Origin of the sequence: Corallococcus sp. bb12-1 (assembly GCF_026626765.1) — a bacterium.
GTDB lineage: Bacteria > Myxococcota > Myxococcia > Myxococcales > Myxococcaceae > Corallococcus > Corallococcus terminator.
In genome coordinates, this window is record NZ_JAPNJZ010000027.1 from 591,881 (window position 1) to 615,174 (window position 23,294).

Annotated in this window: 20 protein-coding genes and 6 tRNA genes; 2 read left to right on the forward strand and 24 right to left on the reverse strand. The window is 68.0% G+C overall.

The genetic code is table 11. The features are described from left to right. Position 1: 1 nt before the first annotated feature. The 8 genes from OV208_RS33515 to OV208_RS33550 all read right to left on the reverse strand — a co-directional run bounded on the left by OV208_RS33515 (position 2) and on the right by OV208_RS33550 (position 10,708). A complete protein-coding gene (locus tag OV208_RS33515; protein ID WP_267577993.1) occupies positions 2-1,663 on the reverse strand; it encodes a peptide ABC transporter substrate-binding protein in 1,662 nt (553 codons plus the stop codon). Positions 1,664-1,836: 173 nt separating this feature from the next. Beyond that, positions 1,837-4,296, reverse strand: coding sequence for an endopeptidase La (gene lon, locus OV208_RS33520; RefSeq protein WP_267577994.1), 2,460 nt, complete (start codon positions 4,294-4,296; stop codon positions 1,837-1,839). A gap of 194 nt (positions 4,297-4,490) precedes the next feature. Beyond that, a complete protein-coding gene (locus OV208_RS33525) occupies positions 4,491-6,710 on the reverse strand; it encodes a prolyl oligopeptidase family serine peptidase (RefSeq protein WP_267577995.1) in 2,220 nt (739 codons plus the stop codon). Positions 6,711-6,887: 177 nt separating this feature from the next. Then, positions 6,888-8,171, reverse strand: a complete 1,284-nt coding sequence (clpX, locus tag OV208_RS33530; RefSeq protein ID WP_120533149.1) for an ATP-dependent Clp protease ATP-binding subunit ClpX — start codon at positions 8,169-8,171, stop codon at positions 6,888-6,890. Positions 8,172-8,390: 219 nt separating this feature from the next. After that, positions 8,391-9,011: an ATP-dependent Clp endopeptidase proteolytic subunit ClpP gene (gene clpP / locus OV208_RS33535; protein ID WP_267577996.1), complete on the reverse strand. Its 621-nt coding sequence runs from the start codon at positions 9,009-9,011 to the stop codon at positions 8,391-8,393. Between the two features lie 50 nt (positions 9,012-9,061). Continuing rightward, positions 9,062-10,339 (reverse strand): trigger factor, encoded by a 1,278-nt coding sequence (gene tig, locus OV208_RS33540; RefSeq protein ID WP_267577997.1) that lies wholly within the window; start codon positions 10,337-10,339, stop codon positions 9,062-9,064. 100 nt (positions 10,340-10,439) lie between these two features. Beyond that, positions 10,440-10,521, reverse strand: a tRNA-Leu gene (locus tag OV208_RS33545). 114 nt (positions 10,522-10,635) lie between these two features. Further along, a tRNA-Lys gene (locus OV208_RS33550) sits at positions 10,636-10,708 on the reverse strand. Between the two features lie 339 nt (positions 10,709-11,047). On the opposite strand from OV208_RS33550, the gene bet reads away from it, so the two are divergent. Continuing rightward, positions 11,048-12,121 (forward strand): phage recombination protein Bet, encoded by a 1,074-nt coding sequence (gene bet, locus OV208_RS33555; RefSeq protein ID WP_267577998.1) that lies wholly within the window; start codon positions 11,048-11,050, stop codon positions 12,119-12,121. A 194-nt stretch (positions 12,122-12,315) separates the two neighbouring features. Here bet and OV208_RS33560 read toward each other — a convergent pair. From OV208_RS33560 to OV208_RS33620, 13 genes are all read right to left on the reverse strand, one after another. After that, positions 12,316-12,389: transfer RNA gene (locus OV208_RS33560), tRNA-Arg, on the reverse strand. Positions 12,390-12,409: 20 nt separating this feature from the next. Continuing rightward, positions 12,410-12,483: transfer RNA gene (locus OV208_RS33565), tRNA-His, on the reverse strand. A gap of 96 nt (positions 12,484-12,579) precedes the next feature. Continuing rightward, positions 12,580-12,656 (reverse strand) — tRNA-Arg (locus OV208_RS33570). A gap of 45 nt (positions 12,657-12,701) precedes the next feature. After that, positions 12,702-12,775: transfer RNA gene (locus tag OV208_RS33575), tRNA-Pro, on the reverse strand. A gap of 71 nt (positions 12,776-12,846) precedes the next feature. Continuing rightward, positions 12,847-13,434 carry an RdgB/HAM1 family non-canonical purine NTP pyrophosphatase gene (rdgB, locus tag OV208_RS33580; protein ID WP_267577999.1) on the reverse strand — a complete coding sequence of 196 codons (588 nt, stop codon included), beginning with the start codon at positions 13,432-13,434 and terminating at the stop codon, positions 12,847-12,849. Further along, the gene (gene rph / locus OV208_RS33585; RefSeq protein ID WP_267578000.1) at positions 13,431-14,135 is read right to left on the reverse strand and encodes a ribonuclease PH; all 705 of its coding nucleotides are present in this window, start codon (positions 14,133-14,135) and stop codon (positions 13,431-13,433) included. The genes rdgB and rph overlap by 4 nt, the downstream gene beginning before the upstream one ends. A 42-nt stretch (positions 14,136-14,177) precedes the next feature. Next, positions 14,178-14,984 (reverse strand): N-acetylmuramoyl-L-alanine amidase family protein, encoded by an 807-nt coding sequence (locus OV208_RS33590; RefSeq protein ID WP_267578001.1) that lies wholly within the window; start codon positions 14,982-14,984, stop codon positions 14,178-14,180. Between the two features lie 75 nt (positions 14,985-15,059). Further along, a complete protein-coding gene (gene selD / locus OV208_RS33595; protein WP_267578002.1) occupies positions 15,060-16,118 on the reverse strand; it encodes a selenide, water dikinase SelD in 1,059 nt (352 codons plus the stop codon). Positions 16,119-16,132: 14 nt separating this feature from the next. Further along, the gene (locus OV208_RS33600; protein WP_267578003.1) at positions 16,133-17,077 is read right to left on the reverse strand and encodes an FHA domain-containing protein; all 945 of its coding nucleotides are present in this window, start codon (positions 17,075-17,077) and stop codon (positions 16,133-16,135) included. Between the two features lie 37 nt (positions 17,078-17,114). Then, positions 17,115-17,837: a tetratricopeptide repeat protein gene (locus OV208_RS33605; protein ID WP_267578004.1), complete on the reverse strand. Its 723-nt coding sequence runs from the start codon at positions 17,835-17,837 to the stop codon at positions 17,115-17,117. 38 nt (positions 17,838-17,875) lie between these two features. Beyond that, positions 17,876-18,580: a hypothetical protein gene (locus OV208_RS33610; protein ID WP_267578005.1), complete on the reverse strand. Its 705-nt coding sequence runs from the start codon at positions 18,578-18,580 to the stop codon at positions 17,876-17,878. Next, entirely contained in the window at positions 18,577-19,347 is a 771-nt protein-coding gene (locus tag OV208_RS33615; protein ID WP_267578006.1) for an outer membrane protein assembly factor BamD, read from the reverse strand. Before OV208_RS33615 ends, OV208_RS33610 begins: the two co-directional genes overlap by 4 nt. A gap of 12 nt (positions 19,348-19,359) precedes the next feature. Then, entirely contained in the window at positions 19,360-19,866 is a 507-nt protein-coding gene (locus OV208_RS33620) for a regulatory protein RecX (RefSeq protein WP_267578007.1), read from the reverse strand. Positions 19,867-19,901: 35 nt separating this feature from the next. On the opposite strand from OV208_RS33620, the gene OV208_RS33625 reads away from it, so the two are divergent. Beyond that, on the forward strand, positions 19,902-20,639 hold the full coding sequence (locus OV208_RS33625; protein WP_267578008.1) for a hypothetical protein: 738 nt from the start codon (positions 19,902-19,904) through the stop codon (positions 20,637-20,639). 98 nt (positions 20,640-20,737) lie between these two features. Here the strand turns inward: OV208_RS33625 and OV208_RS33630 are convergent, their stop codons facing one another. From OV208_RS33630 to rplM, 3 genes are all read right to left on the reverse strand, one after another. Then, complete coding sequence (locus OV208_RS33630; RefSeq protein WP_267578009.1) at positions 20,738-22,153, reverse strand: type IV pilus twitching motility protein PilT; 1,416 nt, start codon at positions 22,151-22,153, stop codon at positions 20,738-20,740. Positions 22,154-22,286: 133 nt separating this feature from the next. Further along, on the reverse strand, positions 22,287-22,688 hold the full coding sequence (gene rpsI, locus OV208_RS33635; RefSeq protein WP_267578010.1) for a 30S ribosomal protein S9: 402 nt from the start codon (positions 22,686-22,688) through the stop codon (positions 22,287-22,289). A gap of 9 nt (positions 22,689-22,697) precedes the next feature. Beyond that, positions 22,698-23,144 carry a 50S ribosomal protein L13 gene (gene rplM / locus OV208_RS33640; RefSeq protein ID WP_120540893.1) on the reverse strand — a complete coding sequence of 149 codons (447 nt, stop codon included), beginning with the start codon at positions 23,142-23,144 and terminating at the stop codon, positions 22,698-22,700. Between the last annotated feature and the right edge of the window lie 150 nt (positions 23,145-23,294).

Consider the following 23,294-nt stretch of genomic DNA (forward strand, 5'->3'; position numbering starts at 1 on the left):
GCTAGGGCCCCTGCCCTTCCACGCGGGCCGAGGGCGATTCATCCGGGCCCAGCCGCAGGGCGCGCAGCGCGAGGAAGTTGAACGGATCCACGTCCAGCCCGTGCAGCCGCGCCCGCGCCCGGAAGTACCGGTCCGGGTGGTACAGCGGAGCGATGACGGCCTGCTCGCCCACCAGTACCTCCTGGGCCTTCGCGTACAGCTCGCGCGCGTGCGCGGCATCCGCGTCGCCGTCCGCCGCTTCCAGCAATTGCTCGAACCGCTGCATCGGTTCACCACCGCCTTGCGTCTCCCAGCCGGTCTGGTGATTGCCCTGCCGTTCGAAGAGCGTGAAGAACGTATTCGGATGCGCGTAGTCCGCGCCCAACCGGCGCAGGTACAGGTCATACGCCCGAGCCCCCTGGGGCGTGCGCCGCGCCACCTCCGCGGAGAAGTCCGAACGCGAATCCACCACCACCTGCACGCCCACCCGCGCGAGCTGCGCCGCGATGCGCTCCGCCAGCGCCTCCTCCGGCACAAACGAATCCCCCGCCTTCACCACCAGCCGCAGCGGCCGATCCAGGCCCTTCACCCCCGCCAGCTCCGCCTTCGCGCGCTCCGGTTCGAAGTGGGGCAGTCGCGCGGCCTGCTCGGGCGTGGCCGCGTCCGGCAACTCCGGGGGCAGCAGCACGTTCGTCGCGCGCGCCGCCGGCAACAACCCCGAGAGCAGCGCCTCGCGGTCCAGCGCCCGCGCCAGCGCCTGGCGCACCTCGGGCCGATCCAGCGGCGGCCGCTCCGTGTTGAAGCCCAGGAAGTACGTGGACAGCAGGGGCTCGCGCTTCAGGTCCGCGGGCCGCATCCCCCGCAGCGCCGCCGCGCTGTCCACGAAGACGAAGTCCACGCGCCCGCGTTCATACAGCGCCGGGCCGATCTCCGACTTCATCAGCGTCAGCACCTGCGCCGGCTTCTCCCCCGGCGCCATGGGCGGAGGGAACGCGCTCAGCGGGTTGTACACGAGCCGCACGCGCTCCCCGGCGCGGTCCCAGCGCTCGACGCGATAGGGGCCCACCGCCAGCGGACGCCCGTCGCGCGGCCGGTCGAAGTAGTCGCGCACCGCCTCATCCGACTTCCCCTCCAGGTCCACCGACGGCGCGGGAAAGAACAGGTACACGTTCGCGAGCCGCGCCAGGAAGTAGCTCCGGGGCCGCGCCAGCGTCACGCGCAGCGTCCGCGCATCCACGACCTCCACGCCCACGCGGGACAACGCGGCCTGGACCTCCGCCGTCGGCGCCCCGCGTTCCAGGAGCGCGAGCACCTCCTCCGCGCCCTCCAGGTCCGCCATCTCCCCGCGCTCGCGGCCCACCAGCGCCCGGTGCCAGCCGAAGACGAAGTCGCGCGCAGTGACAGGCGAACCATCGGACCAGTTCACATCCGCGCGCAGGTGGAAGGTGTAGACCTCGCGCCCGGAAGCGTCGGCCACGCGCTCCCACCGTTCCGCGAGACCGGGCCGCACGGAGTGGTCCGGGCCCAGCGTGGTGAGCCCCTTCTGCGTGGCGAGCATCACCGGGTAGTTCACCCAGCTCATCGGATCCGAGTGGCTCCAGTCGAGCGTGGTGGGCATCGCCGGCACCACCACCTTCACGCCCGGCTCGGGCTGGAAGCCGCACGGCCCGCAGGCCGCGACCATCACCAGCACCAGGGAGTACCCAATGATTCGAGCGCGAGGAGCCACCGCCCGCGTTGTACCCCGACCCGCCCGCAAAAAGAGAAGCCAGGAAGCCCACCGACGCAGGGTCGGCCGGCATCCTGGCTTCGGTACCACCCGCCTCAAGGCCCTTCACGGGCCCGAGGCTTCAGTCCCTAGGTCGGGGCCGCCGTGGTCGAGGAGGCCACTTCCGTCATGGGCAGGCCGCCCTTGAGGTTGTCGCCCGCGCCCTTGCGGCCGAACTCCTCCGGCTTCTCCAGGAGCAGCGCCTCGCGCAGCACGTCGTCCACGAACTCCACCGGGACGATGCGCAGCTGCTTGCGGATCTTCAGCGGGATGTCCTTCAGGTCCTTCTTGTTGGCCTTCGGGATGAGGACCGTCTTGATGCCCGCCCGGTGCGCCGCCAACGTCTTCTCCTTCAGACCGCCGATGGGCAGCACGCGACCGCGCAGCGTGATTTCACCCGTCATCGCCACGTCGCGGCGGACCGGGACGCGGGTGAGCGCGCTCACCAGGGCCGTGGCCATGGTGACACCCGCGGACGGACCGTCCTTGGGAATCGCGCCTTCCGGCAGGTGGATGTGGATGTCGTAGTTCTCGAACACCTTGCGGTCGATGCCGAAGCGCTCCGCGCGGCTGCGCACGTAGGACATGGCCGCCTGCGCCGACTCCTGCATCACCTCGCCCAGCTTGCCCGTGATGATGAGCTTGCCCTTGCCCGGCATCGACGTGGCTTCCGTGGTGAGGATCTCACCGCCCAGCTCCGTCCACGCGAGGCCCGTGACGATGCCCACCTGGTCCTCGCTCTCCGCCATGCCGTAGCGGAAGCGGGGCGTGCCCAGGAACTTCATCGCCTGCTTGCGGTCCACCTCGATGAGGTCCCGCTTGCCGTTCTTCAACACGTCGCGGGCAATCTTGCGGAACACGCCGCCAATCTCACGCTCCAGCGAACGCACGCCCGACTCACGCGTGTACCGGTGCACGATGGTCTTCAGCGCGTCGTGGCTGATGTCGATCTTCAGGTCCGCCAGCCCGTTGGCCTCCTGCTCCTTCGGGATGAGGTAGCGCCGCGCGATGGAGAGCTTCTCCGGCTCGGTGTACCCCGCGATGCGAATCACCTCCATGCGGTCCTGCAGCGGACCGGGGATGTTGTGCATCGTGTTCGCGGTGCAGATGAACATCACCTTGGACAGGTCGTAGTCCAGGTCCAGGTAGTGGTCGTTGAAGGTGTGGTTCTGCTCCGGGTCCAGCACCTCCAGCAGCGCCGCGCTCGGGTCGCCACGGAAGTCCGTGGACATCTTGTCGATCTCATCCAGGAGGAACACGGGGTTGTTGCTGCCCGCCTTCTTCAAGGACTGGATGAGCTTGCCCGGCATCGCGCCGATGTACGTGCGGCGGTGGCCGCGGATTTCGGCCTCGTCACGCACGCCGCCCAGGGACAGGCGCACGAACTTGCGGCCCGTGGCCCGCGCGATGCTGCGCGCCAGCGACGTCTTGCCCACGCCCGGGGGACCGACGAAGCACAGCACGGGGCCCTTCAACTTCTTCACCAACTGCTGCACGGCCAGGTACTCGAGGATGCGCTCCTTCGGCTTCTTCAAGCCGTAGTGGTCCTCGTTGAGCACGCGCTCCGCTTCGGTGACGTCCAGCCGGTCCTGGGTCTCGTCGTACCAGGGCAGGCTGATGATCCAGTCGATGTAGTTGCGGACGACCGTGGCCTCGGCGCTCATCGGGCTCATCATCCGGAGCTTCTTCAGCTCCTTCTTGACCTTGAGCGTGGCCTCCTTGCTCATCCGCTTGTTCTTCAGCTTCTCTTCAATCTCCTGGATCTCGTTCTTGAACTCGTCGCGCTCACCCAGTTCCTTCTGAATGGCCTGCATCTGCTCATTCAGGTAGTACTCCTTCTGGGTCTTCTCCATCTGCTTCTTGACGCGCGTGCGGATCTTCTTCTCCACCTGGAGAATCTCGATCTCGCCCTGCATGAGTTCGTAGAGCTTCTCCAGCCGCTTCGCCGGGGACTCCGTCTCGAGCAGCGCCTGCTTGTCGTTCAGCTTCAGCGACAGGTGCGCGACGATGGTGTCCGCGAGACGCGCCGGGTCGTCGATGCTGGCGACCTGCATCAGCATCTCGGGCGGGATGCGCTTGTTGAGCTTCACGAAGGCTTCGAAGACGGAGTGGACGGAGCGCACCAGCGCCTCCAGCTCCACGCTCTTCTCCTGCGTCTCTTCGACTTCATCCACCTCGACCATGAAGAAGGCGTCGTTCGGGTGGAACTTCTTCACCTTGGCCCGGCGCACGCCCTCCACCAGCACCTTCAGCGTGCCGTCGGGGAGCGGGAGGAGCTGGATGATGTGACCGATGGTGCCGAAGTGGAAGATGTCGTCCGGCGAGGGGTCGTTCGTCTTGGCCTTCTTCTGGGCGGCCAGCAGGATGACGGCCTTGTCATCCGGCCCCTTGTGGGCCATCGCGTCCTTGAGGGCCGCGATCGACTTCTCACGTCCGACGAACAGCGGCACCACCATGTGCGGGAACACGATGATGTCCCGAAGGGGCAAGAGCGGGATGGTGAGTCCCCGCTTCTGGGCTTCCTTCTTGTCGTCACGTCCGAAGAACATGTATCCGCCACCCGCTGGCCTGCCAGACGGGCAGGCCCTTCAAGAGTTGCCCACATGCCCGCCGAGCGCGCATGCAGGGTGAAACACCGCTCTATAACACGCCGGTCGCGGCCCCCGTTCCCGTCACAAGATGGGGGGTCCGCACCCTGCCTTCAAGGGAACACCGGGAGACGGGAGGGTGTCCTCCCGGGGGTTTATGGGCCCTCGGTCGCCACCCCGCCCACCGGGCGAGCCACATCCAGGACCTGGAAGAGGAAGGCGTACATGTCCGCGCTGGACTCAATGGCCTTGGCCACCTGGTCCGCCCCACCGTGGCCCGCGTTCGCTTCGATTCGTAGCAACGTGGGCGCGGAATTGCCCTTCGCGTTCTGCACCGCCGCGACGAACTTGCGCGCGTGCATGGGGTCCACCCGGTCGTCGTGGTCCGACGACATCATCAGGAGCGCCGGGTACTTCACGTCCTGACGCACGTGGTGGTAGGGCGAATAGGCGTACAGGGTCTTGAACTGCGCCGCGTCCTCCGCGGACCCGTACTCCGGCACCCACGTCCGCCCGCTGCCGAACAGGTGGTAGCGCACCATGTCCAGCAGGGGCACGCCGCACACCACCGCGCCGTACAGCTCCGGCCGCTGCGTCATCGCCGCGCCCACCAGCAGGCCACCATTGCTGCCGCCGTAGATGGCCAGCTTCCTGGCCTGCGTGTACTTCTGCGTCGCCAGGAACTCGGCCGCGCCGGCGAAGTCGTCGAACACGTTCTGCTTGTTCGCGCCCTTGCCCGCGTCATGCCACGCGGTGCCGTACTCGCCGCCGCCGCGCAGGTTGGCCACCGCGTAGATGCCGCCCGCGTCCAGCCACGGCAGGATGCTCGCGCGGAAGGTGGGCTGCATGTTCACGAAGAAGCCGCCGTAGCCGTACAGCAGCGTGGGCGCATTTCCGTCCTTCTTCAGCCCCTTCTTGTAGACGAGGAACATGGGCACGCGCGTTCCGTCCTTGGACGGGTAGAACACCTGCTCCACCGTGTACGCGTCCGGATCCATGGGCACTTCCACCTTCGCCCACAGGTCCACCTTCCCGCTCTTCACCGACGTCCGGTACACCTGCCGGGGCGTGGTGAAGGAGCTGAAGGCGAAGTAGGCGTCGTCCTGGTCCTCCAAGCCCATCAGGTTGCTGGCGGCGCCCACTCCCGGCAGCGTCACCGTGCGCACGGGCTTGCCCTCCAGCGTGGCGATCCGCAGCTCCGTCGTCGCGTCCTTCAGGTACTCCAGCGCCAGGTGGCCGCCCACCAGGGAGACGCCCTCCAGGGACGCCTTCGGGTCCTCCGGCACCAGCTCCTTCCAGTTCGCGCGCTCCGACTTCTTCGGGTCCACGCCGAACACGCGCTGGCGCGGGGCGCCCTCGTCGGTGACGACGTAGAAGCGGTCCTTCCAGGGGATGACGTTGTACTTGGCCCCCTTGCCCTTCACGAGCAGGCGCCAGTCCTTGTCCGCCGGGTGCTTCCAGTAGACGTCGTTCTCGCTCCAGCCGCGCAGCACGGAGGCGAAGAGGTACTTGCCGTCCCGCGACAGGTCGCCCTGGAGGAACGTCGTCGGGTCGCCGGTGCGCTCGTGCACCACCACGTCGTTCTTCGGATCCTGGCCCAGCACGTGGAACTTGAGCGTGGTGTAGCCCGGCCGCGCGTCCACGGGGATGGAGGCGTCCGTGGGCAGCCACTCGTAATAGAAGCCCTTGCCGTCCGGGGTCCAGTGGGGCGTCGCGTACTTGGCGCCCTCAATCACGTCCACCTTGGACCACTCACCGGAGGCCACGTCCATGACGTGGAGGACGGCCTCGTCCGCGGCGTTGGGTTTCTGCGCGAAGGCCACGCGCTTGCCGTCCCACGAGGGCGCCCACGTGCCCAGGGACACGGTGCCGTCCTTGCTCCACCCGTTCGGGTCGAGCAGCACCTTCTCCTGGCCGGACTCGCCTTCGCGCCAGTAGACGATGGCCTTCTCCTTGTCCTTGTGGGTGCGCATGAAGAAGTAGCGCTGGCCCCGCCGCGCGGGCGCGGACACCGAGTCCACGTAGAACAGGTCCTTGAAGCGCTTCGCCAGCGCGTCGCGGCCGGGCATCGCGTCGATGGCGGAACGGGCGAGGCCGTCCTGCGCCTTCATCCACGCCTGCACCTCGGGGGACTTCTCGTCCTCCAGCCAGCGGTACGGATCCGCCACCTGCTGGCCATGCAGCGTGTCCACCACTGCGTCGGAACGGGTCGCCGGGTATGCCATGCGTGAGGAGCCCTCCTGGGCCCGGGTGCCCCCTTGCGTCGATGGCCGTGCATCCGAGGAGGCGGAGGCGGGGACCTCTTCGCGCGTGGCCTCCTTCGAAGAGGCACAGGCCGCGAGCGACAGCAGGGCGGGCACGAGCAGCTTTCTCATGGGGCACAGCAGATACAAGAAGGCCCCGCGCCCGGCCCGGAAAAAATGCGGGCTCGGCCTCCCGCCTGCGTCCCCCCCGCAATGACGAAGGGCGCGTCCCGGGCCGCGTGCCTGCTCGCGGTGTACCGTGACGCGCCCCGTCATGTCCCTGCGGCGGCGTTCAACCGCCGCGTGGGCTCAAGCGGATTCCTTCTTTGGCTCCGGTGTCTCCTTGTTGTCCTGGGAGTGGAGCACCACGGGCTCGCTCTTCTTGAGGATGACCTCCTCGGAGATGAGCACCTCGCGGGCCGTCTTGCGGGACGGGATTTCGTACATCACGTCCAGCATGGCGGTCTCCAGGATGGAGCGCAGGCCACGGGCGCCGGCCTTGCGGCGGATGGCCTCTGAAGCGATGGCCTTGAGCGCGCCGTCGGTGAACTTCAGCGACACGCCGTCCAGTTCGAAGAGCTTGCGGTACTGCTTGGTGAGCGCGTTCTTGGGCTCGCCCAGGATGTTCACCAGCGCGCCCTCGTCCAGTTCCTCCAGCGCGGTGATGATGGGCAGACGGCCGATGAACTCCGGAATCATGCCGAACTTGAGCAGGTCCTCCGGCTCCACCTGACGCAGCAGCTCGCTCAGGTTGCGCTGCTTGCGCGATTGAATCTCCGCGCCGAAGCCCAGGCTGCGGCCACCCATGCGCCGCTCAATCACCTGCTCCAGGCCGCCGAACGCGCCGCCGCAGATGAAGAGGATGTTGGTGGTGTCCACCTGCAGGAACTCCTGCTGGGGGTGCTTGCGTCCGCCCTTGGGCGGGACGTTGGCCACCGTGCCTTCGATGATCTTCAGCAGGGCCTGCTGCACGCCCTCACCGCTCACGTCGCGGGTGATGGACGGGTTCTCCGACTTGCGGGCGATCTTGTCGATTTCGTCGATGTAGACGATTCCCCGCTGCGCGCGCTCGATGTCGTGGTCGGCGGCCTGCAGCAGGTTGACGATGATGTTCTCCACGTCCTCGCCCACGTAGCCGGCCTCCGTGAGGCACGTGGCGTCCGCGATGGTGAAGGGGACGTTGAGGATGCGCGCGAGCGTCTGCGCGAGCAGCGTCTTGCCGGAGCCCGTGGGGCCGAGCAGCAGGATGTTGCTCTTCTGCAGCTCCACGTCGTCCATGGCGACCTTGGACTCGATGCGCTTGTAGTGGTTGTGCACCGCCACCGACAGCGTCTTCTTCGCCCGCTCCTGGCCCACCACGTACTCGTCCAGCACGGCCTTGATTTCAGAGGGCCGGGGGATGCGCAGCTTGGTGTCCTTGGTCTCCTCGCGGTCGATCTCCTCCGCGATGATGTCGTTGCACAGCCCGATGCACTCGTCGCAGATGTAGACCGTCGGGCCCGCGATGAGCTTCTTGACCTCCTTCTGCGACTTTCCGCAGAAAGAGCAGCAGAGGGTCTGGTTGTCTCGCTTCTCTACGTTCTTACCCGCCATGAAATCCCTCGCTGCCTGTAAGGCCCCAACCGACTTCGCGTCCGGTCCCCTGCCCCTGCCCAATCTAGTCAGCCCCCATCGGGGACGTCCACGCACCTTCCGGGTACTTAACAAGGAGAAAATAACCGCGACGCGGAAAGAAGAAGGCCGGAGGCGCGGGAAACCATTCCCAGCACCCCCGGCCGCCGGCCGAGTCCCTGTCACCCCGGTCCGTTCTGTCTACTTCTTCTCTTCCACCTTCACGCCGGCGACCTTGCGGGGGTCCTGGATGGAATCCAGGATGCCGTAGGCCTTCGCCTCGGGCGCGCTCATGAAGTAGTCGCGGTCCGTGTCCTTCTCCACGCGCTCGATCGTCTGCCCGGTGTGCTTGACGATGAGCTCGTTGAGCTTCGCCTTCATCCGGAGGATTTCACGGGCCTGGATTTCGATGTCCGTCGCCTGCCCGCGGGCGCCGCCCAGGGGCTGGTGGATCATGATGCGGCTGGAGGGCAGGGAGTAGCGCTTGCCCTTCGCCCCGGCCAGGAGCAGCACCGCGCCCATGGAGGCCGCCTGGCCCACGCAGATGGTGGACACCGGCGCCTTGACGTACTGCATCGTGTCATAGATGGCGAGGCCCGCCGTGACGGAGCCACCCGGCGAGTTGATGTAGAGGTTGATGTCCTTGTCCGGGTCCTCGGACTCCAGGAACAGGAGCTGGGCGACGATGGCGTTGGCCACATCGTCGTCGATCTCCGTTCCCAGCATCACGATGCGGTCCTTCAGGAGCCGGCTGTAGATGTCGTACGAGCGCTCACCCCGGTGGGTCTGCTCGATGACGTAGGGGACGGGCATGAAGGGCATGTCGGATGAACCTCTAGAAGGAGCGCCTGAGCCTTACTGGGAAAAAAGCCTCAAGAATACTTCGCCCGACCCTTGAGGAATTCAATCGTCTTTTCCTCACGGAGTCGCAGAGACAACCCCAGCCGCTCATCCGGGCCCTTGAAGTACTTCTCCACCTGGGCGACGGGCTGGTTGGCCTCGATGGCGAGGTCCTCGATGCGCTTCTTCACGTCCTCGTCGGACGCCTGGATGTTCTGCTGCTGGGCAATGGCCTCGAACAGCAGCGTGCCCTTCACTTCCAGGACGGCCTTCTCGCGCATCTCCTCGCGCAGCCGGTTGAAGTCCAGGTTGAGCTGGCGCGGGTCGATGCCCTGGCGCTGCATCTGGCGGAAGGCGCCCTCCATCATGGAGTCGATGGCGCGCTCCACCATGGCCCGGGGAACCTCGAACGGGTTCTTCTCCAGCAGGGCCTTGATGAGCGCGTCGCGCTCGTCCACCTGGGTCTGGTTCTTCTTGTTCTTCTCCAGGTCGGAGCGGATCTTCGCGCGCAGCTCGTCCATCGTCTGCGCGACGCCGGACTCCTTGGCGAAGGCGTCGTCCAGCTCCGGCACCACCGACTTCTTCAGCTCCTTGACGGTGATGTGGAAGGTCGCCGTCTTCCCGCGGATGTCCTCCACCTGGTAGTCCGGGCCAAAGGTGTACTCGACGCCCTTCGACTCGCCGACCTTCACGCCCTCCAACTGGGGGATGTTGCCCTCGATGAGCTCGCCCGCCTGCACGCGCACGCCGATGCCGTCCGCCTTGCTGCCGGGGAACGCGTTGCCGTCCACCTTCGCCTCGAAGTCGATGGTGACCTGATCGCCGGAGGCCGCGACGTCGCGGTCGGTGATGGGCTCCACGCGGCCGACGTTCTGGCGCATCCGCTCAATCTGCTCGTTCACCGCCTCATCGGAGATGGAGGCGTCGATCTTCGTGAGCGACACGCCTTCGAAGTCCTTGGCCTCCACGCGCGGCTTCACCTCCACGCGGGCCTCGAAGTTGAAGGGGGCGTTGGGCTTGATGCCGGAGTTGGTGACCTGGGGCGAGGCGACGGCCTCCACCTTGTGCTCGCGCACGGCCTCCAGATAGGCCTTCTGCACCACGCGCTGGATGACGTCGTCTTCCACCTGCTCGCGGTAGCGCTGCTCCAGGATGCGGCGGGGGACCTTGCCCTGGCGGAAACCAGGCAGCTTCACCTGACCGCTGAGCGCGGCATACGCGCGGTTGAGTTCCTCCGCCACGCGGGCGTTGTCGACCTCGATGGAGAGCTTCTTCTCGATGGGAGAAAGCTCCTCGACCTGGACCTTCATGCGGGCCTCGCTCGCCACCCACGGGTCTTGATGCCCGGGCGGCAACCGGAAAGTGGGACGTGCGGCTTTAGGGGATAGGCACGAACGGGTCAACGCGAAATGGGCGAGGAGGGACTCGAACCCTCACACCTTGCGGTACCAGATCCTAAGTCTGGCGCGTCTACCAGTTTCGCCACCCGCCCGGCGCGACAGGCAACTGTCCTACCGCGAAACTTCCGGGCGGGACAGGGCCCTTCCGGCGCATAGGACGCCGGAAAAGAAACAGGGCCCCTTCATTCCTGAAGGGGCCCTGCGAGTGAGAGCGGAGGGAATCGAACCCACAACCTATGGATTAAGAGTCCATTGCTCTGCCAATTGAGCTACGCTCCCGACTGCTTGGCCTCGACGCGTTGGCTGCGCGACGTCGATGGCGGCGGTGAATACCCGTCGCCACGCGCGCTGTCAAAACGTTTCTGCACCCCCCTTTGATTCTTCGTGGGGCGACCGGATGGCCGGCGTGCTGCCGACCCTTCATGGATCGCCGCGACGATGCGAAGGCGCTGCCCCACCTGCATGTTGATCCACGCCGCGATCCGCGCTTCAGGCCTGTAGCACCGGCCCGAGGGAGCCCCTGCCCGCACGGGTGGGCTGCGACGTCGCGGCGGCAACCAGGTGGGCGGGCGAGGGTCGCCCGTCCTTTTCGTGGAGCGGATGCAGGAGATGACAGTGATGGAAGCCAACGTGAAGGCGGACGGAACGACGTCGCTACAGGGCGCGGCCTGGAACCGGGAGCGGGTGGACCTGGTGAAACGGACCATCTGCCCCCGGGGAATCAGCGAGGACGAGTTCGCCCTCTTCATCGAGCAGTGCAAGCGCAGCGGGTTGGATCCGCTCCTCAAGGAAGCCTTCTGCGTGGCGCGCCGGCAGAACGTGGGCAACCGCGAGCGGCCCAACTGGGTGACCAAATACGAGTTCCAGCCCTCGGAGGCCGGCATGCTGGCCCGGGCGGAGCGCTTCCCGGACTTCAAGGGCATCCAGGCGAGCGCGGTGTTCGCCGAGGACGAAATCGTCGTGGACCAGGGCAAGGGCGAGGTGGTGCACCGCTTCAACCCGGCCAAGCGCAAGGGCGCGCTCGTGGGCGCCTGGTCGCGGGTGGTGCGCGAGGGGAAGCTGCCAGTGGTGGTGTGGCTGGACTTCGCCGGCTACGTCCAGCAGACGCCGCTGTGGGCGAAAATCCCCACGACGATGATTGAAAAGTGCGCCCGGGTGGCGGCGCTGCGCAAGGCGTACCCGGAGGCCTTCGGCGGACTGTACGTGCGCGAGGAGATGCCGGCGGAGGAGTTCGACGCCCACGGCCATGCTCACGACGAGCCCGTGCCCCCAGCGGGTTCCTACGAGGTGCTGGGCTCCAAGCCCGGCCCCATGAAGGCGTCCTTCCCCACCCTGGCTCCGGCGCCGGCCCCGGCGGAAGCCCGTCCCGCGGAGGCGGAGACGCAGCAGCTCTCCATCGACGTGCCCCTGGCCCCGGTGGCCCCCGCCGCCGTCCCCGTGGCGCCCGAACGCCCCAAGGCGAGCGCCGTGGTGGTGGCGTTCGGTCCGCACAAGGGGAAGACGGCGGCGGAGCTGTCCGACGACGAGCTGAGCGAGACCATCGACCTGGCACACGAGAAGCTGATGGAGCAGCCCCGGGCCCGCTGGGCGAAGGCGATGCGCGAGAACCTCACCGCGCTGGAGGCGGAGACGGAGCTGAGGTGCCGGGTGCCCTCCGCGAAGGACGGTGCCGGGACGCCCCCGCAGGCCTGAGGCACCGCTGTTGGATGAAACGACGCCCGCGTCCCCGTCATGGGGGCGCGGGCATGGTGCTGTCCGGGAAGGCAATCGCATACGTGCCCTCTTGGAGCGGGGCCGTGGGCGGACAAACTGAACCGGGGTACGGGTCCACGAGCGCGGAGCTGGTAGAACCAGCGTCGAACGCGGCTTCGAGGGGGTTGAGACAGTGCGCCCAGAGGGACTTGAACCCCCAACCCTCGGCTTCGAAGGCCGATGCTCTATCCAGTTGAGCTATAGGCGCGGCGGGAAGCGAAAAAGAAGGGCGGACAACCGGGATCGAACCGGCAACCTCCGGAGTCACAGTCCGGCGCTCTAACCAGTTGAGCTATGTCCGCCGTCACTCACCCACATCACGGCTTTTGAAGCGGCGGTCTCCTACCGTGGAAACCGGGACCGTTCAAGGTCCAAATCAACAACCCTTCCAAGCAGGTTGGCGCCCCAGGCAGGACTCGAACCTGCGACCCCCGACTTAGAAGGTCGGTGCTCTATCCAGCTGAGCTACTGGAGCCTGCCGGAAAACCCTCACTGCACTGCTCAACAACAGCACTTCAAATCGGGGCGAGAGGATTCGAACCTCCGACCCCCTGCGCCCAAGGCAGGTGCGCTACCAGGCTGCGCTACGCCCCGAGAAGTGCCGCATTCTTCGCCCAACGCGGACGGACGCGCAAGCTTGCTGTTCCTGACGCCCGCCCGTCCGGTCAAAGCGCCAACAGGTGGGCCCGCATCAACTGGAAGGCCCGCGCCCGGTGAGACACCCGCGCCTTCTCCTCCGGCGTCAGCTCCGCCATGGCGCGACCGCCCTCCCCCGCCACCTGGAACACCGGGTCGTAGCCGAAGCCGTTCGTCCCCTTCGGGGCGTGCAGGATGAGACCCTCGCAGCGGCCCACCTCCACCCGGGGCTCGCCCGAGCCCACCACCAGCGCCAGGGCGCAGCGGAAGGACGCCGTGCGCTTCTCATCCGGTACGCCGGCCAGCTCCGTCAGCAGCTTCTCGTACCGGGCCCGGTCGTCCCCGGGCGCATAGCGCGCGGAGAGCACGCCGGGACGCCCGTCCAACGCGTCCACGCACAGCCCCGAGTCGTCCGCGAGCGCGGGCAGCCCGGTGGCCAGCGAGTACTCCCGGGCCTTCTTCACCGCGTTCGCCTCGAAGGTGTCACCGTCCTCCTCCGGTTCGGGCACGGGGGGCAGGTCCTTGAGGGACACCACCTCCACCGCGTCGCCCACCAGCACGCGCAACTCACGCAGCTTGCCGGCGTTCCCGGTGGCGAAGAGCAGCCGGGGCTTCATCCCAGCACCTTCGCCTGCGCGGCGGCGAGCTGCTGGATGGCGGCGAGGCCCCCGTCCAGCATCGCGTCCATCGCCTTGCGGTCGAAGAGATTGTGCTCGGCGGTGCCCTGCACCTCCACGATGCGCCCATCCGACGTCGCCACGAGGTTCAGGTCCACGTCAGCCGTGGAGTCCTCGTCGTAGTCCAGGTCCACGCGCACCTCGCCGTTCACCACGCCCACCGACACGGCGGCCAGCGGGGTCAGCTTCGCCAACATGCCCGGCTTGTTGAGCGAGCGCATCGCCAGCACCAGCGCCACGTACGCGCCGGTAATCGACGCGGTGCGCGTGCCGCCGTCCGCCTGGATGACGTCGCAGTCCAGCGTGAAGGTGCGAACCCCCAGCGAGGGCAGGTCCACCGAGGCGCGCAGGGCCCGGCCGATGAGCCGTTGGATCTCCATGGTGCGCCCGGTCTGCTTGCCCTTGGCGGCCTCGCGCGCGCCGCGGGTGTGCGTGGCGCGGGGGAGCATGCCGTACTCGGCCGTCACCCAGCCGGAGCCCTTGCCCATCAGGTGCGGCGGGACGCGGTCCTCCACCGAGCAGGTGACGAGCACCTTGGTGTGGCCGAACTCCACCTGCACGGAGCCCTCCGCGTAGCGGTTGACGTTGGGCGTGAGGGTGACCGGCCGGAGATCCAGCGCACCACGGTTGAAGGAACGCACGAGGAAAGCTCCTGACGCGAGGGGACTGAAGCCCCGCGTTTATCAGGGCCCGGTGGATCCAGCCACCGGCGCGGAGGGGGTGTGGTCCCTGCGACGCGTCTCCCGGAGGAACGCCTGCACCCCGTCCGAGATGGCCTCCGCCAGGGCCTCCTGGTACGCGGCCTTCCCCAGCCGGGCGCCCTCCTGAGGGTGGGAGATGAACCCCACCTCGATGAGCACCGCCGGCGCCTCCACACCCGTGAGCACGAAGAACGGCGCCTGTTGCACGCCCCGGTCCGCCGCGCCGCTCTTCGACACCATTCGCGGGTGGATGGCGTAGGCCAGCCGGGAAGCATCCGAATGCGCCTCCGTGCGCGCCAGGTCATCCAGGATGAAGGCCAGCGTGGAGTGTCCACGTCCGGAGCGGGCCGTGGGCGCTTCCGCGTTCTCGCGGTCCGCCACCGCTCGCGCGGCCTCGCCGGAAGCGTTGGCGGAGAGGAAATACGTCTCGATGCCCTCGGTGCGCTCGCGCAGCCGCTTCGTGGGCATGGAGTTGGCGTGGATGGAGAGGAAGAGGTCCGGCCGCTGGGTGTTGGTGAACTCCACCCGCTCCGACAGCGCCATCTGCGTGTCCTCGTCGCGGGTGAGGAACACCTCGCTGCCCGCCGCCTCCAGCTTGTCGCGCAGGCGCTGGGCAATCTGGAGGGCAATCACCTTCTCCCAGAGCTCTCCGGGCCCCTTCGCGCCCTCCTTCGCACCACCGTGTCCCGGGTCGATGACGATGCGCGCACCGCGATCCCCGGCCTGGGACAGGACCGGAAGGAGGCACAGCAGCGCGAGGAGACTCAAGGGGGAGGGGCGCGGCGACATTCGCTCCGGGATGCTACCGGAGGCCCGGGCCGGAGGCGAAATCCGCCCCGAGCCGTCAACACTTCAGCCTTCGACTCAGCCCACCACGTCGATGCCCGGCCGGCCCGCCTGGACCTCGCCGATGAGGGCCGCGTCCACGCCCGCCTTCTCCAGCGCCTGCATTGCCTTGAGCGCATGGCGCGCGGGCACGCTGGCCAGCAGGCCGCCGTTGGTCTGCGCATCCGCCAGGAGCCACTGGATGTGCTCCGGCAGCCCTTCCGGGAAACGCACCTTCGGCTTCACGTGCGCCAGGTTCGTCTTCGTCCCGCCCGGCACCACGCCGTCCTCCGCCAGCCCCGGCACTTCGGCGATGAGCGGGATGCGCTCCAGGTCCAGCAGCGCCTTCGCCTTCGAGCCGGTCATCATCTCCAGCAGGTGGCCCAGGAGCCCGAAGCCCGTCACGTCCGTGAGCGCGTGCACCTTGAAGGCGCCTGACGCGAACACCTCACCGGCCGCCTTGTTGAGCGTGGCCATCTGCACCGTCACCCGCTTCACGAGCGACTTCGACGCGAGGCCCCGCTTGATGGCGGTGGTGGCGATGCCGGTGCCCACGGGCTTGGTGAGGATGAGCACGTCGCCCGGCTTCGCCCCCGCGTTGGTGAGCACCTTCTTCGGGTGCACCACGCCGGTGACGGCCATGCCGTACTTGGGCTCCGGGTCGCGGATGCTGTGGCCGCCCAGGATGGGGATGCCCGCTTCGTCCGCCTTGGACTGGCCACCCGCGAGGATCTTCTGGAGCACCTTGAGCGGCAGCTCCTCCGGGAAGCAGACGAGGTTCAGCGCGAACAGGGGCTTCGCCCCCATGGCCCAGATGTCCGACAGCGCGTTGGCCGCGGCGATGGCGCCGAACTGGAACGGGTCGTCCACGAGCGGCGGGAAGAAGTCCACCGTCTCCACCACCGCCATGCCCGGCGCCAGCTGGTACACCGCCGCGTCGTCGCTGGTGGTGAAGCCCACCAGGGCCTGCGGGGGTGCGGCCGTCTTCAGCCCGCCCAACACCCGCGCCAGGTCCCCTGCCTTCAACTTCGCCGCGCAGCCCGCGCAGTGGCTCATCTCGGTGAGGCGCCTGGCCTTCACCGGTTTCTCGCCCGCCATCGTGTGTCCCCGCCCTACTCCGCGCGCACGTAGTCGCGCTTCATGAGCTGCACCACGGATTCGGCCGTGAGCACGTCGTCGCCGTCCGAGTGGTCCAGCACGCCGCCCAGCGAGCCGTGGTTGTGTACAAGCTGGAGCACGTCCATCAGCTCCGGCGTCAGCTCCTTGAGCGAAGGCGTCAACGGCTGCGCGAGCCGGAGCGCCGTGGCCATGGGAGGCAGCTGCGGCTGCAGGCGCTTGAACTCGTCCAGTTGCCGGAGCGCGTCCATGAGGAGCGCTTCGGTGGAGGAGTCCAGCTCCACCATGAACTCCTGGCTGTCCGCCGCACGCAGTTCGAAGTCACCCTCTTCCCAGGTGACGATGCGGTTGAAGCTCTTCTGCGGACCCAGGTTGTGGTTGTCGTCGATGACCGCGTAGTACACGCGGCCCTGGCGCAGGTAGATGCGGCCCTCGTGGGCGTTGTTCACCACGAGCACGCCGTTCTTCTTCGACGTGTGGAAGAGCTGGAGCAGGTCCGGGAGGGGGATTTCTTCAATCTTCCCCGTCATGGAGCTGGCCTTGGTGGTCCGCGCGGCCTGGGCGACGGCGGCCTCCTCCAGCTTCTGCTTCACCACGCTCTCGTCCACGGCGGCGCTCTCCGCGCCCTGGTGCACGAGCTTGAGGATGGAGGTGCCGATGAGGATGCGGTCCCCCTCCTTGAGCCGGGCCTGCTTCACCTTCTCGCCGTTGACGAAGGTGCCGTTGGTGGAGCCCAGGTCCTCGATGGTGATCTTCCCGTCGGAGAACAAGATCTTCGCGTGCTTGCGCGAGACCATGTCCTCCACGAGCACCATGTCCAACTCGCTCGACCGTCCGACGACGATCTGCTTGTCGGCCTTCAGCGGGAACTCACCGCCCTGGTACTTCCCGGAGATGAACTTGAGGGCAAACGACTGCGCCGTACCGCTCGGAGTGCTCACGGTGCCGCGACCTCGATGATGGAAGTTGCCATGGTGCTCAACCCGTCACTTCCGCCTTCCCCGGGCTCTTCACCAGGTTCAGGTACATCTGAGCGCTCTTGTTGCCGGGACTGCGCACGAGCACGTCTTCCCAGACCTTCACCGCCTCGTCACGACGTCCCGCCGAGTACAGTGCGATTCCGTAATTGATCCGTCCAGGAATGTACGACGGATTCTGCGCGATGACCTGTTCGTACTCGGAGAGCGCGGACGCGTTGTCCCCGGCATCCCGCAGGGCGTTGCCCAGCTTGAGGCGGATGTCCACGAACTCCGGGAAGTGCGCCAGCGCGCGGCGGTACTCCTCAATCGCCTTGGCCCACACGCCGCTGGAGGCGAACACGTCGCCGATGTCGGCGTACATGTTGGCCACCTTCTTCATGACGTAGGGGTCGAGCTCGCCGGGGGCTCCCTTCTGGCGGGACAAGGCGGCCTGGTAGACCTCCTTCGCCTCCGCGTACTTCCCCATGTCGTTGTAGATGACCGCGAGGTTGAGGGCGGCCTCGGTGTACGCGGGGTTGAGCCGCAACGCGGACTCGAAGGCACGCTGCGCCCGGGCGAACTGGCCCTGGTCGTGGTAGATGATGCCGAGCATGTTGTAGACGTCGGCGAAGGTCGGATTCTGCTCGACCACCTTCGTCAGGTACTGCTCGGCCTGGGCGTACTGCTTCTTCTCGAAGGAGCCGCGCCCGAGGGTCAGTAGCTGCTTGAGGGCTTCTTCCATGACTCGGCCCCGCGCGGGCCCCTTCCTCCTCGGGTAGCCTACATGAGGCTGGGCGAAAACAAGAATTGATCGCCCTGGCGCACCAGCAAAAGAGGGCGCTCCCCCCGGGTGTCCACCGGGCGTGACGGGAGATCCCCCTCCACCCGGTAGTGCTCCGTCACCACGGCCTCGTCCCGCTCCAGCCGCACGTACCAGGCCTCCACCGTCAGGCGCCGCTTGCGCAAGGGGGCCATCTCCTCCCACGTCCGCCCCACCCCACCGTCGCCGCCCGGGGCCATCAGCCGCGTCAGGGCATCCGGCAGCCCCTGCTCCAGGGCCCGCCGACGCGCCTCCAGGGCGGCCACCACCGCCACCAGCCGGGGGGCTTCCGAGGGCGTGGGCTTCCACCGCCGGGACTCGCGCGAGAAGGGCACGAGCTCCACGCCTGCGGTGCTGACGACGGTGGTGCCCAGCTTCCCCTCGAAATCCAGCGTCGCGGCGGCTTCCGCCCGGGTTCCGTCCGGCTCCACCGACACGGAGATGCGGGCGTACTGGAGTTTCCGGGAGACCAGCGGCAGCGCGGAGCCGGGCACGGACAGCGACACGCCGTCGTGTTCGGCTTCCTTGAGGGCGGTGACGATCTCCGCCTCGGGTCCGGCCGCGAAGCCCAGCAGGCGCGGGCCCAGGAACACCAGGGCGACGAGTCCGGCGAGGCCCGCGATGAAGAGCCCGCCCAGCCGTCCCCAGTCCTCCAGCCGCCTCACGTCCCCAGCATCTTCTGGGCGCGCTGGGCGGCGGGCGTGCCCGGCAGGCGTTTGATGACCTCGCGCAGGGTGTCCTGGGCGCGCTGGGGCTCGTTGAGCTTCACGTACGCGTTGTGCAGGTCGAAGAGGGCCTCTTCTTCCAGCGGCGTGCCCGGGTAGTCCTTGAGCAGCCCCTCCAGACGCTGGGCCACGGCCTTCCAGCGCTCGCGCTTGGCGTAGAAGGACGCGACGTAGAGCTCGTGGCGCGCCAGCCGCTGGCGGGCGTCATCCGCGTGCACCTTGGCGTCCTTCGCGTACTGCGAATCCGGGTACTGGCGCAGGAAGACGTTCATCGCCCGGAGCGCGTCGTACATGGGCTTCTGCTCCTTCTCGTACGAAGGCGGCAGGGCGAAGAACTCCGAGGGGAACTCCTCCACGTAGGACAGGGCCCCGCGGTAGGCGGCGTAGTCCACCTTGGGGTGCGTGGGGTGCAGCTTGATGAAGGAGTCGAACTTCTCGCGCGCCTCCGGGTACATCTCCCGGGCGAAGTCCAGGTCGCCCAGCTTCAGCTCCGCCTCGCGGGCCGCCTCCAGGTACGGGTACTTCGCGCGGACATGGTCGTAGTACCTCTCCGCCTTGAGGAAATCCTTGTCCTCCATGGCGACGTCGCCCAGCGCCAGGTTTTCGGCGGCCTGGGAGGCGTAGTTGGGCTCGCCGGCGGGCCCCTGGGACAGGGCCGCGCAGCCGGAGAGCAAGAGGACGGTCACACACAGGACGACTGAGCGCATCACGCCTCCAAGCTATTCGTCCTGCCCGGAGGGGTCCAGCGAAGGTTCACCCACCAGTCGGGTGACGACGTCCGGGGAGAACCCACGGCTGAGCAGGAGCCTCCCCGCGCGGGCCTGCTCCTTCGCATCCAGCGGGCGGCCGGTCAGGCGCCGCTTCTCCAGCACCTGCCGGGCGGCCTCCAGCGCGTCGAAGCCCACCGCGTCCTTCGCGGAGGCCAGCGCCTGCCGGGCCACGGTGCCTTCCAGGCCGTGGGCCTGGAGCCGCTGGAGGACGGCGCGGGGGCCCAGCTTGCCCCTGCCCAGGAGGGACGTGGCGCGGTCGCGGGCGAACTTCGCGTCGTCCAGGTAGCCCCACTGGGCAAGCCGGGCGAGCACCTCGTCGCGCACGGGGCCGGGGTAGCCCTTGCGCTCCAGGGCGAGCGTCAGCTCGTGGCGGCTGCGGGCGCGCACCGAGAGCAGACGCAGGCAGGCGTCGGTGGCGCGCTGGACAGCCTCCGGACCTTCGGGCTCCTCAACCATCGCGGAGTCCCTACCATGTGGTAACAGGCCCCGCCATGCACCCCGTTCTCGCCCGCTTCCTCACCGCCGATGCCGCCAAGGAGACGCTTCGCAAGGAGAAGGCGGGTGAACCGCTGACTCCGGAGGAGCAGCACTTCGTGGCCGCCGCCGACGCGAACCCCAAGCAGCGCGCGATGCTGCAGGGCGTGAGCGGCCGCGCGCTGTCCTCCGACGCCCAGGCCTCCCTGGTGCTGCTGGCCGCGCACGCCGCCGCGCGCGCGCTGCCGGAGGACCCCGCGCTGACGTCCGCCACGCAGAAGGCGCGCGAGGCCCTCAAGGAAGAGGGCGCGAGCGACGAGGAGACGGATGCGTTCCTCGCGTCCATCCTCCTGGAGGAGGCGTTCGGGTACGAACAGGAGGTGGACTCCTTCGACACGGACTACGTGAAGGAGTCCCTGGGCGAGGTGCCCGCCCTGGCCGCGCTGTCCAAGGACTCCGTGGACGCGCTGTTCCTCGCGTTCATCAAGGCGTCGGAAAACGACGCGGACCGCAAGGCCCGCGAGCACATGGCCCGGGCCCTGTTCGAAGTCGCGTGGTCCGAAGGGCCCACGTCCATCAACCCGGAGCACCTGGAGACGCTGCTCGACAACGAGGTCGTGCAGGAGTCCGACGAGGTACAGGACGCGCGCGTGCGAGCCACCGTGTCGCTCCTGCAGACCCTGGGGCACCAGGGGCTGGTGGGCCCGCTGCGTCTCACCCGGCTGCGTGCGCAGTTGGGGGATGACGACGCCTGAGCAGGGTGCTCCGCTTCGCGCGGAGCGGATGACGCTGGCGCCCGGGCGGTCTCCCCTCCCCTGTCGGGGATTCGAAGCGCCGCCCGGCGCTCAAGCCGTCAGAAGCGTTCGATCTGGAAGTCGTCGTCGCCGCCGGCCGCCGGGGCGGGCGCGGGTGCCGGGACGGGCGTGGGAGGACGGGCCGCCTGCGGAGGCATGGGCCGGCCCTGGACCACGCCGGGCTGAGGCGCCCCAGGAGGACGCGGGGCGGCCACACCGGGCGGCGGCGTCATCGGACGGGCGGCCATGGGCGGCGCACCGGCGGGACGCTGGGCCTGCGGAGGCGGCGCCGCGGGAGCCTGCGCCGCGGCGGGCGCGCCCTTCTGCGCGAAGGACGCCGAGCCCGGGATGGGACGCTCCTCGCCGGCCTTGGCGTCGAAGTTGTCCCACTTCGAGTCGGACGTGCCGCTGATGCCGGAGAAGCGCAGCGCGAAGTCGTCCGGGTTGCTGGCCTGACGGTGGGCCTCGTCGTAGGTGACGAGCCCGTTGCGCACCAGCCCCATCAACGACTGGTCGAAGGTCTGCATCCCGTAGGAGTCCGTGCCCTGCGCGATGGCGTCGTGGATCTCCTTCGTGCGGTCCTTGTCCTCGATGAGCTCCCGCACGCGCGTGGTGACGCGAAGCACCTCCACCGCCGCCACACGGCCCTTGCCATCCGCGCGCGGGACGAGTCGCTGGCTCACCACGCCACGCAGCACGCTGGAGAGCTGCAGACGCACCTGCTTCTGCTGGTGCGGGGGGAAGGCGGACACGATGCGATTGACGGTCTCCGTCGCGTCCAGCGTGTGCAGCGTGGACATCACGAGGTGGCCCGTCTCCGCGGCGTGGAGCGCCGTTTCAATGGTCTCGTGGTCGCGCATTTCGCCCACCAGGATGACGTCCGGATCCTGCCGCAGCGCGCTCTTGAGGGCCTGCGAGAAGCTCATCGTGTCCACACCCACTTCGCGCTGATTCACGATGGAGCGCTTGTCGCGGATGAGGAACTCGATGGGGTCCTCGATGGTCATGATGTGGTTGGTTTCGTTGGAGTTGATGTAGTCGATCATCGCCGCCAACGTCGTGGACTTGCCGGAGCCCGTGGTGCCCGTCACCAGCACCAGGCCGCGCTCCTCGCCGCACACCTTCTCCAGCACCGGGGGCAGGAGCAGGTCCTTCATCGTCATCACCTTGAAGGGGATGACTCGCAGCACCGCGCCCACCGTGCCGCGCTGCTGGAAGACGTTCACGCGGAAGCGGCCCAGGCCGGGGACTCCGTACGCCAGGTCCACCTCGTTGGTGACCTTGAACTTCTCCTTCTGGAACTCGTTCATGATGCCGAACGCCATGCGCGCCACCTCCTCCGGAGGCAGGCGGCGGCCGTCCTTGAGCGGCACCAGCGAACCGTCCACGCGGAACATGGGCGGCAGCCCCGCCTTCAGGTGGATGTCGGAGGCGCCGCCGCGCAGGGCGATCTGCAGGATTTCGTTGAGTTCCATGGGAGGGCCCGGATGCTAGCAGAACGCCCGCGCCGGCCGCGACGGGGCAGCGGGTCACCCCGCAAAGCACAACGGCGGAGGTCCCTTGAGAGGACCCCCGCCGTGGAGCGGCTCCAACGAGCCGGCAAGCGGATTAGCGCTTGGAGAACTGGAACCGACGACGGGCGCCGGGCTGGCCGTACTTCTTGCGCTCGACCGCGCGAGCATCGCGGGTGAGGAAGCCGGCCTTCTTCAGCGCCGGACGGAACTCCGGATTGAAGGCGCACAGCGCGCGCGCGATGCCGTGACGGATGGCACCGGCCTGACCAGAGAGGCCGCCGCCGCGCACGTTGACCGTGACGTCGAGCTTGCCCTTCTGCTCCAGGATCTCCAGCGGCTGGTGGAGCACCATCTTCGACGTCTCACGGCCGAAGTACTCATTGATGTCGCGGCCGTTGATGACCACGAGGCCATTGCCAGGACGCAGCCACACGCGAGCGGTGGCCTCCTTGCGGCGGCCGGTGGCGTAGAAACCGAGTTCGGGATTGATCGCCATGGCTGTTCCTTACGCCTCGACCTTGTACGCCACCGGCTTCTGGGCGGTGTGCGGATGGGTATCACCGGCATACACCTTGAGCTTGGTCATCATCTGACGGCCCAGGGCGCTGCGCGGAAGCATGCGACGCACGGCATTGAGGATCACGTCCTCGGGGTGCTTGGCGCGGAGCTTCTGCAGGTTGGTGATCTTCAGGGCGCCCGGAAAACCGGCGTACGGGTGCCGGTAGTACAGCTTGTCGGTCTCCTTGGTGCCCGTCACCTTCACCTTGTCGGCGTTGATGACGATCACGTGGTCGCCCGTGTCGATGGACGGGGTGTACGTCGGCTTGTGCTTGCCCTTCAGCAGGGTAGCAATCTGACTGGCGGCGCGGCCAAGCACCTTGTCGGACACGTCAATGACGTGCCACTGGCGCTTGATGTCCGCGGCCTTGGCGCTGTAGGTCTTCTGCGACATTTCGTGCACTCCAAACTTCGGCGCGGCACCCAGGTGCATGCCAGGGGTCGCGTGCTCGTGCGAAACCAACCGCGGGTCCTCCGCCAGAACTCCGACAGAAGCCCGGAAAGGCCGAACCTCCTATCGGGGCCCTGGGATCAAGTCAAGGTC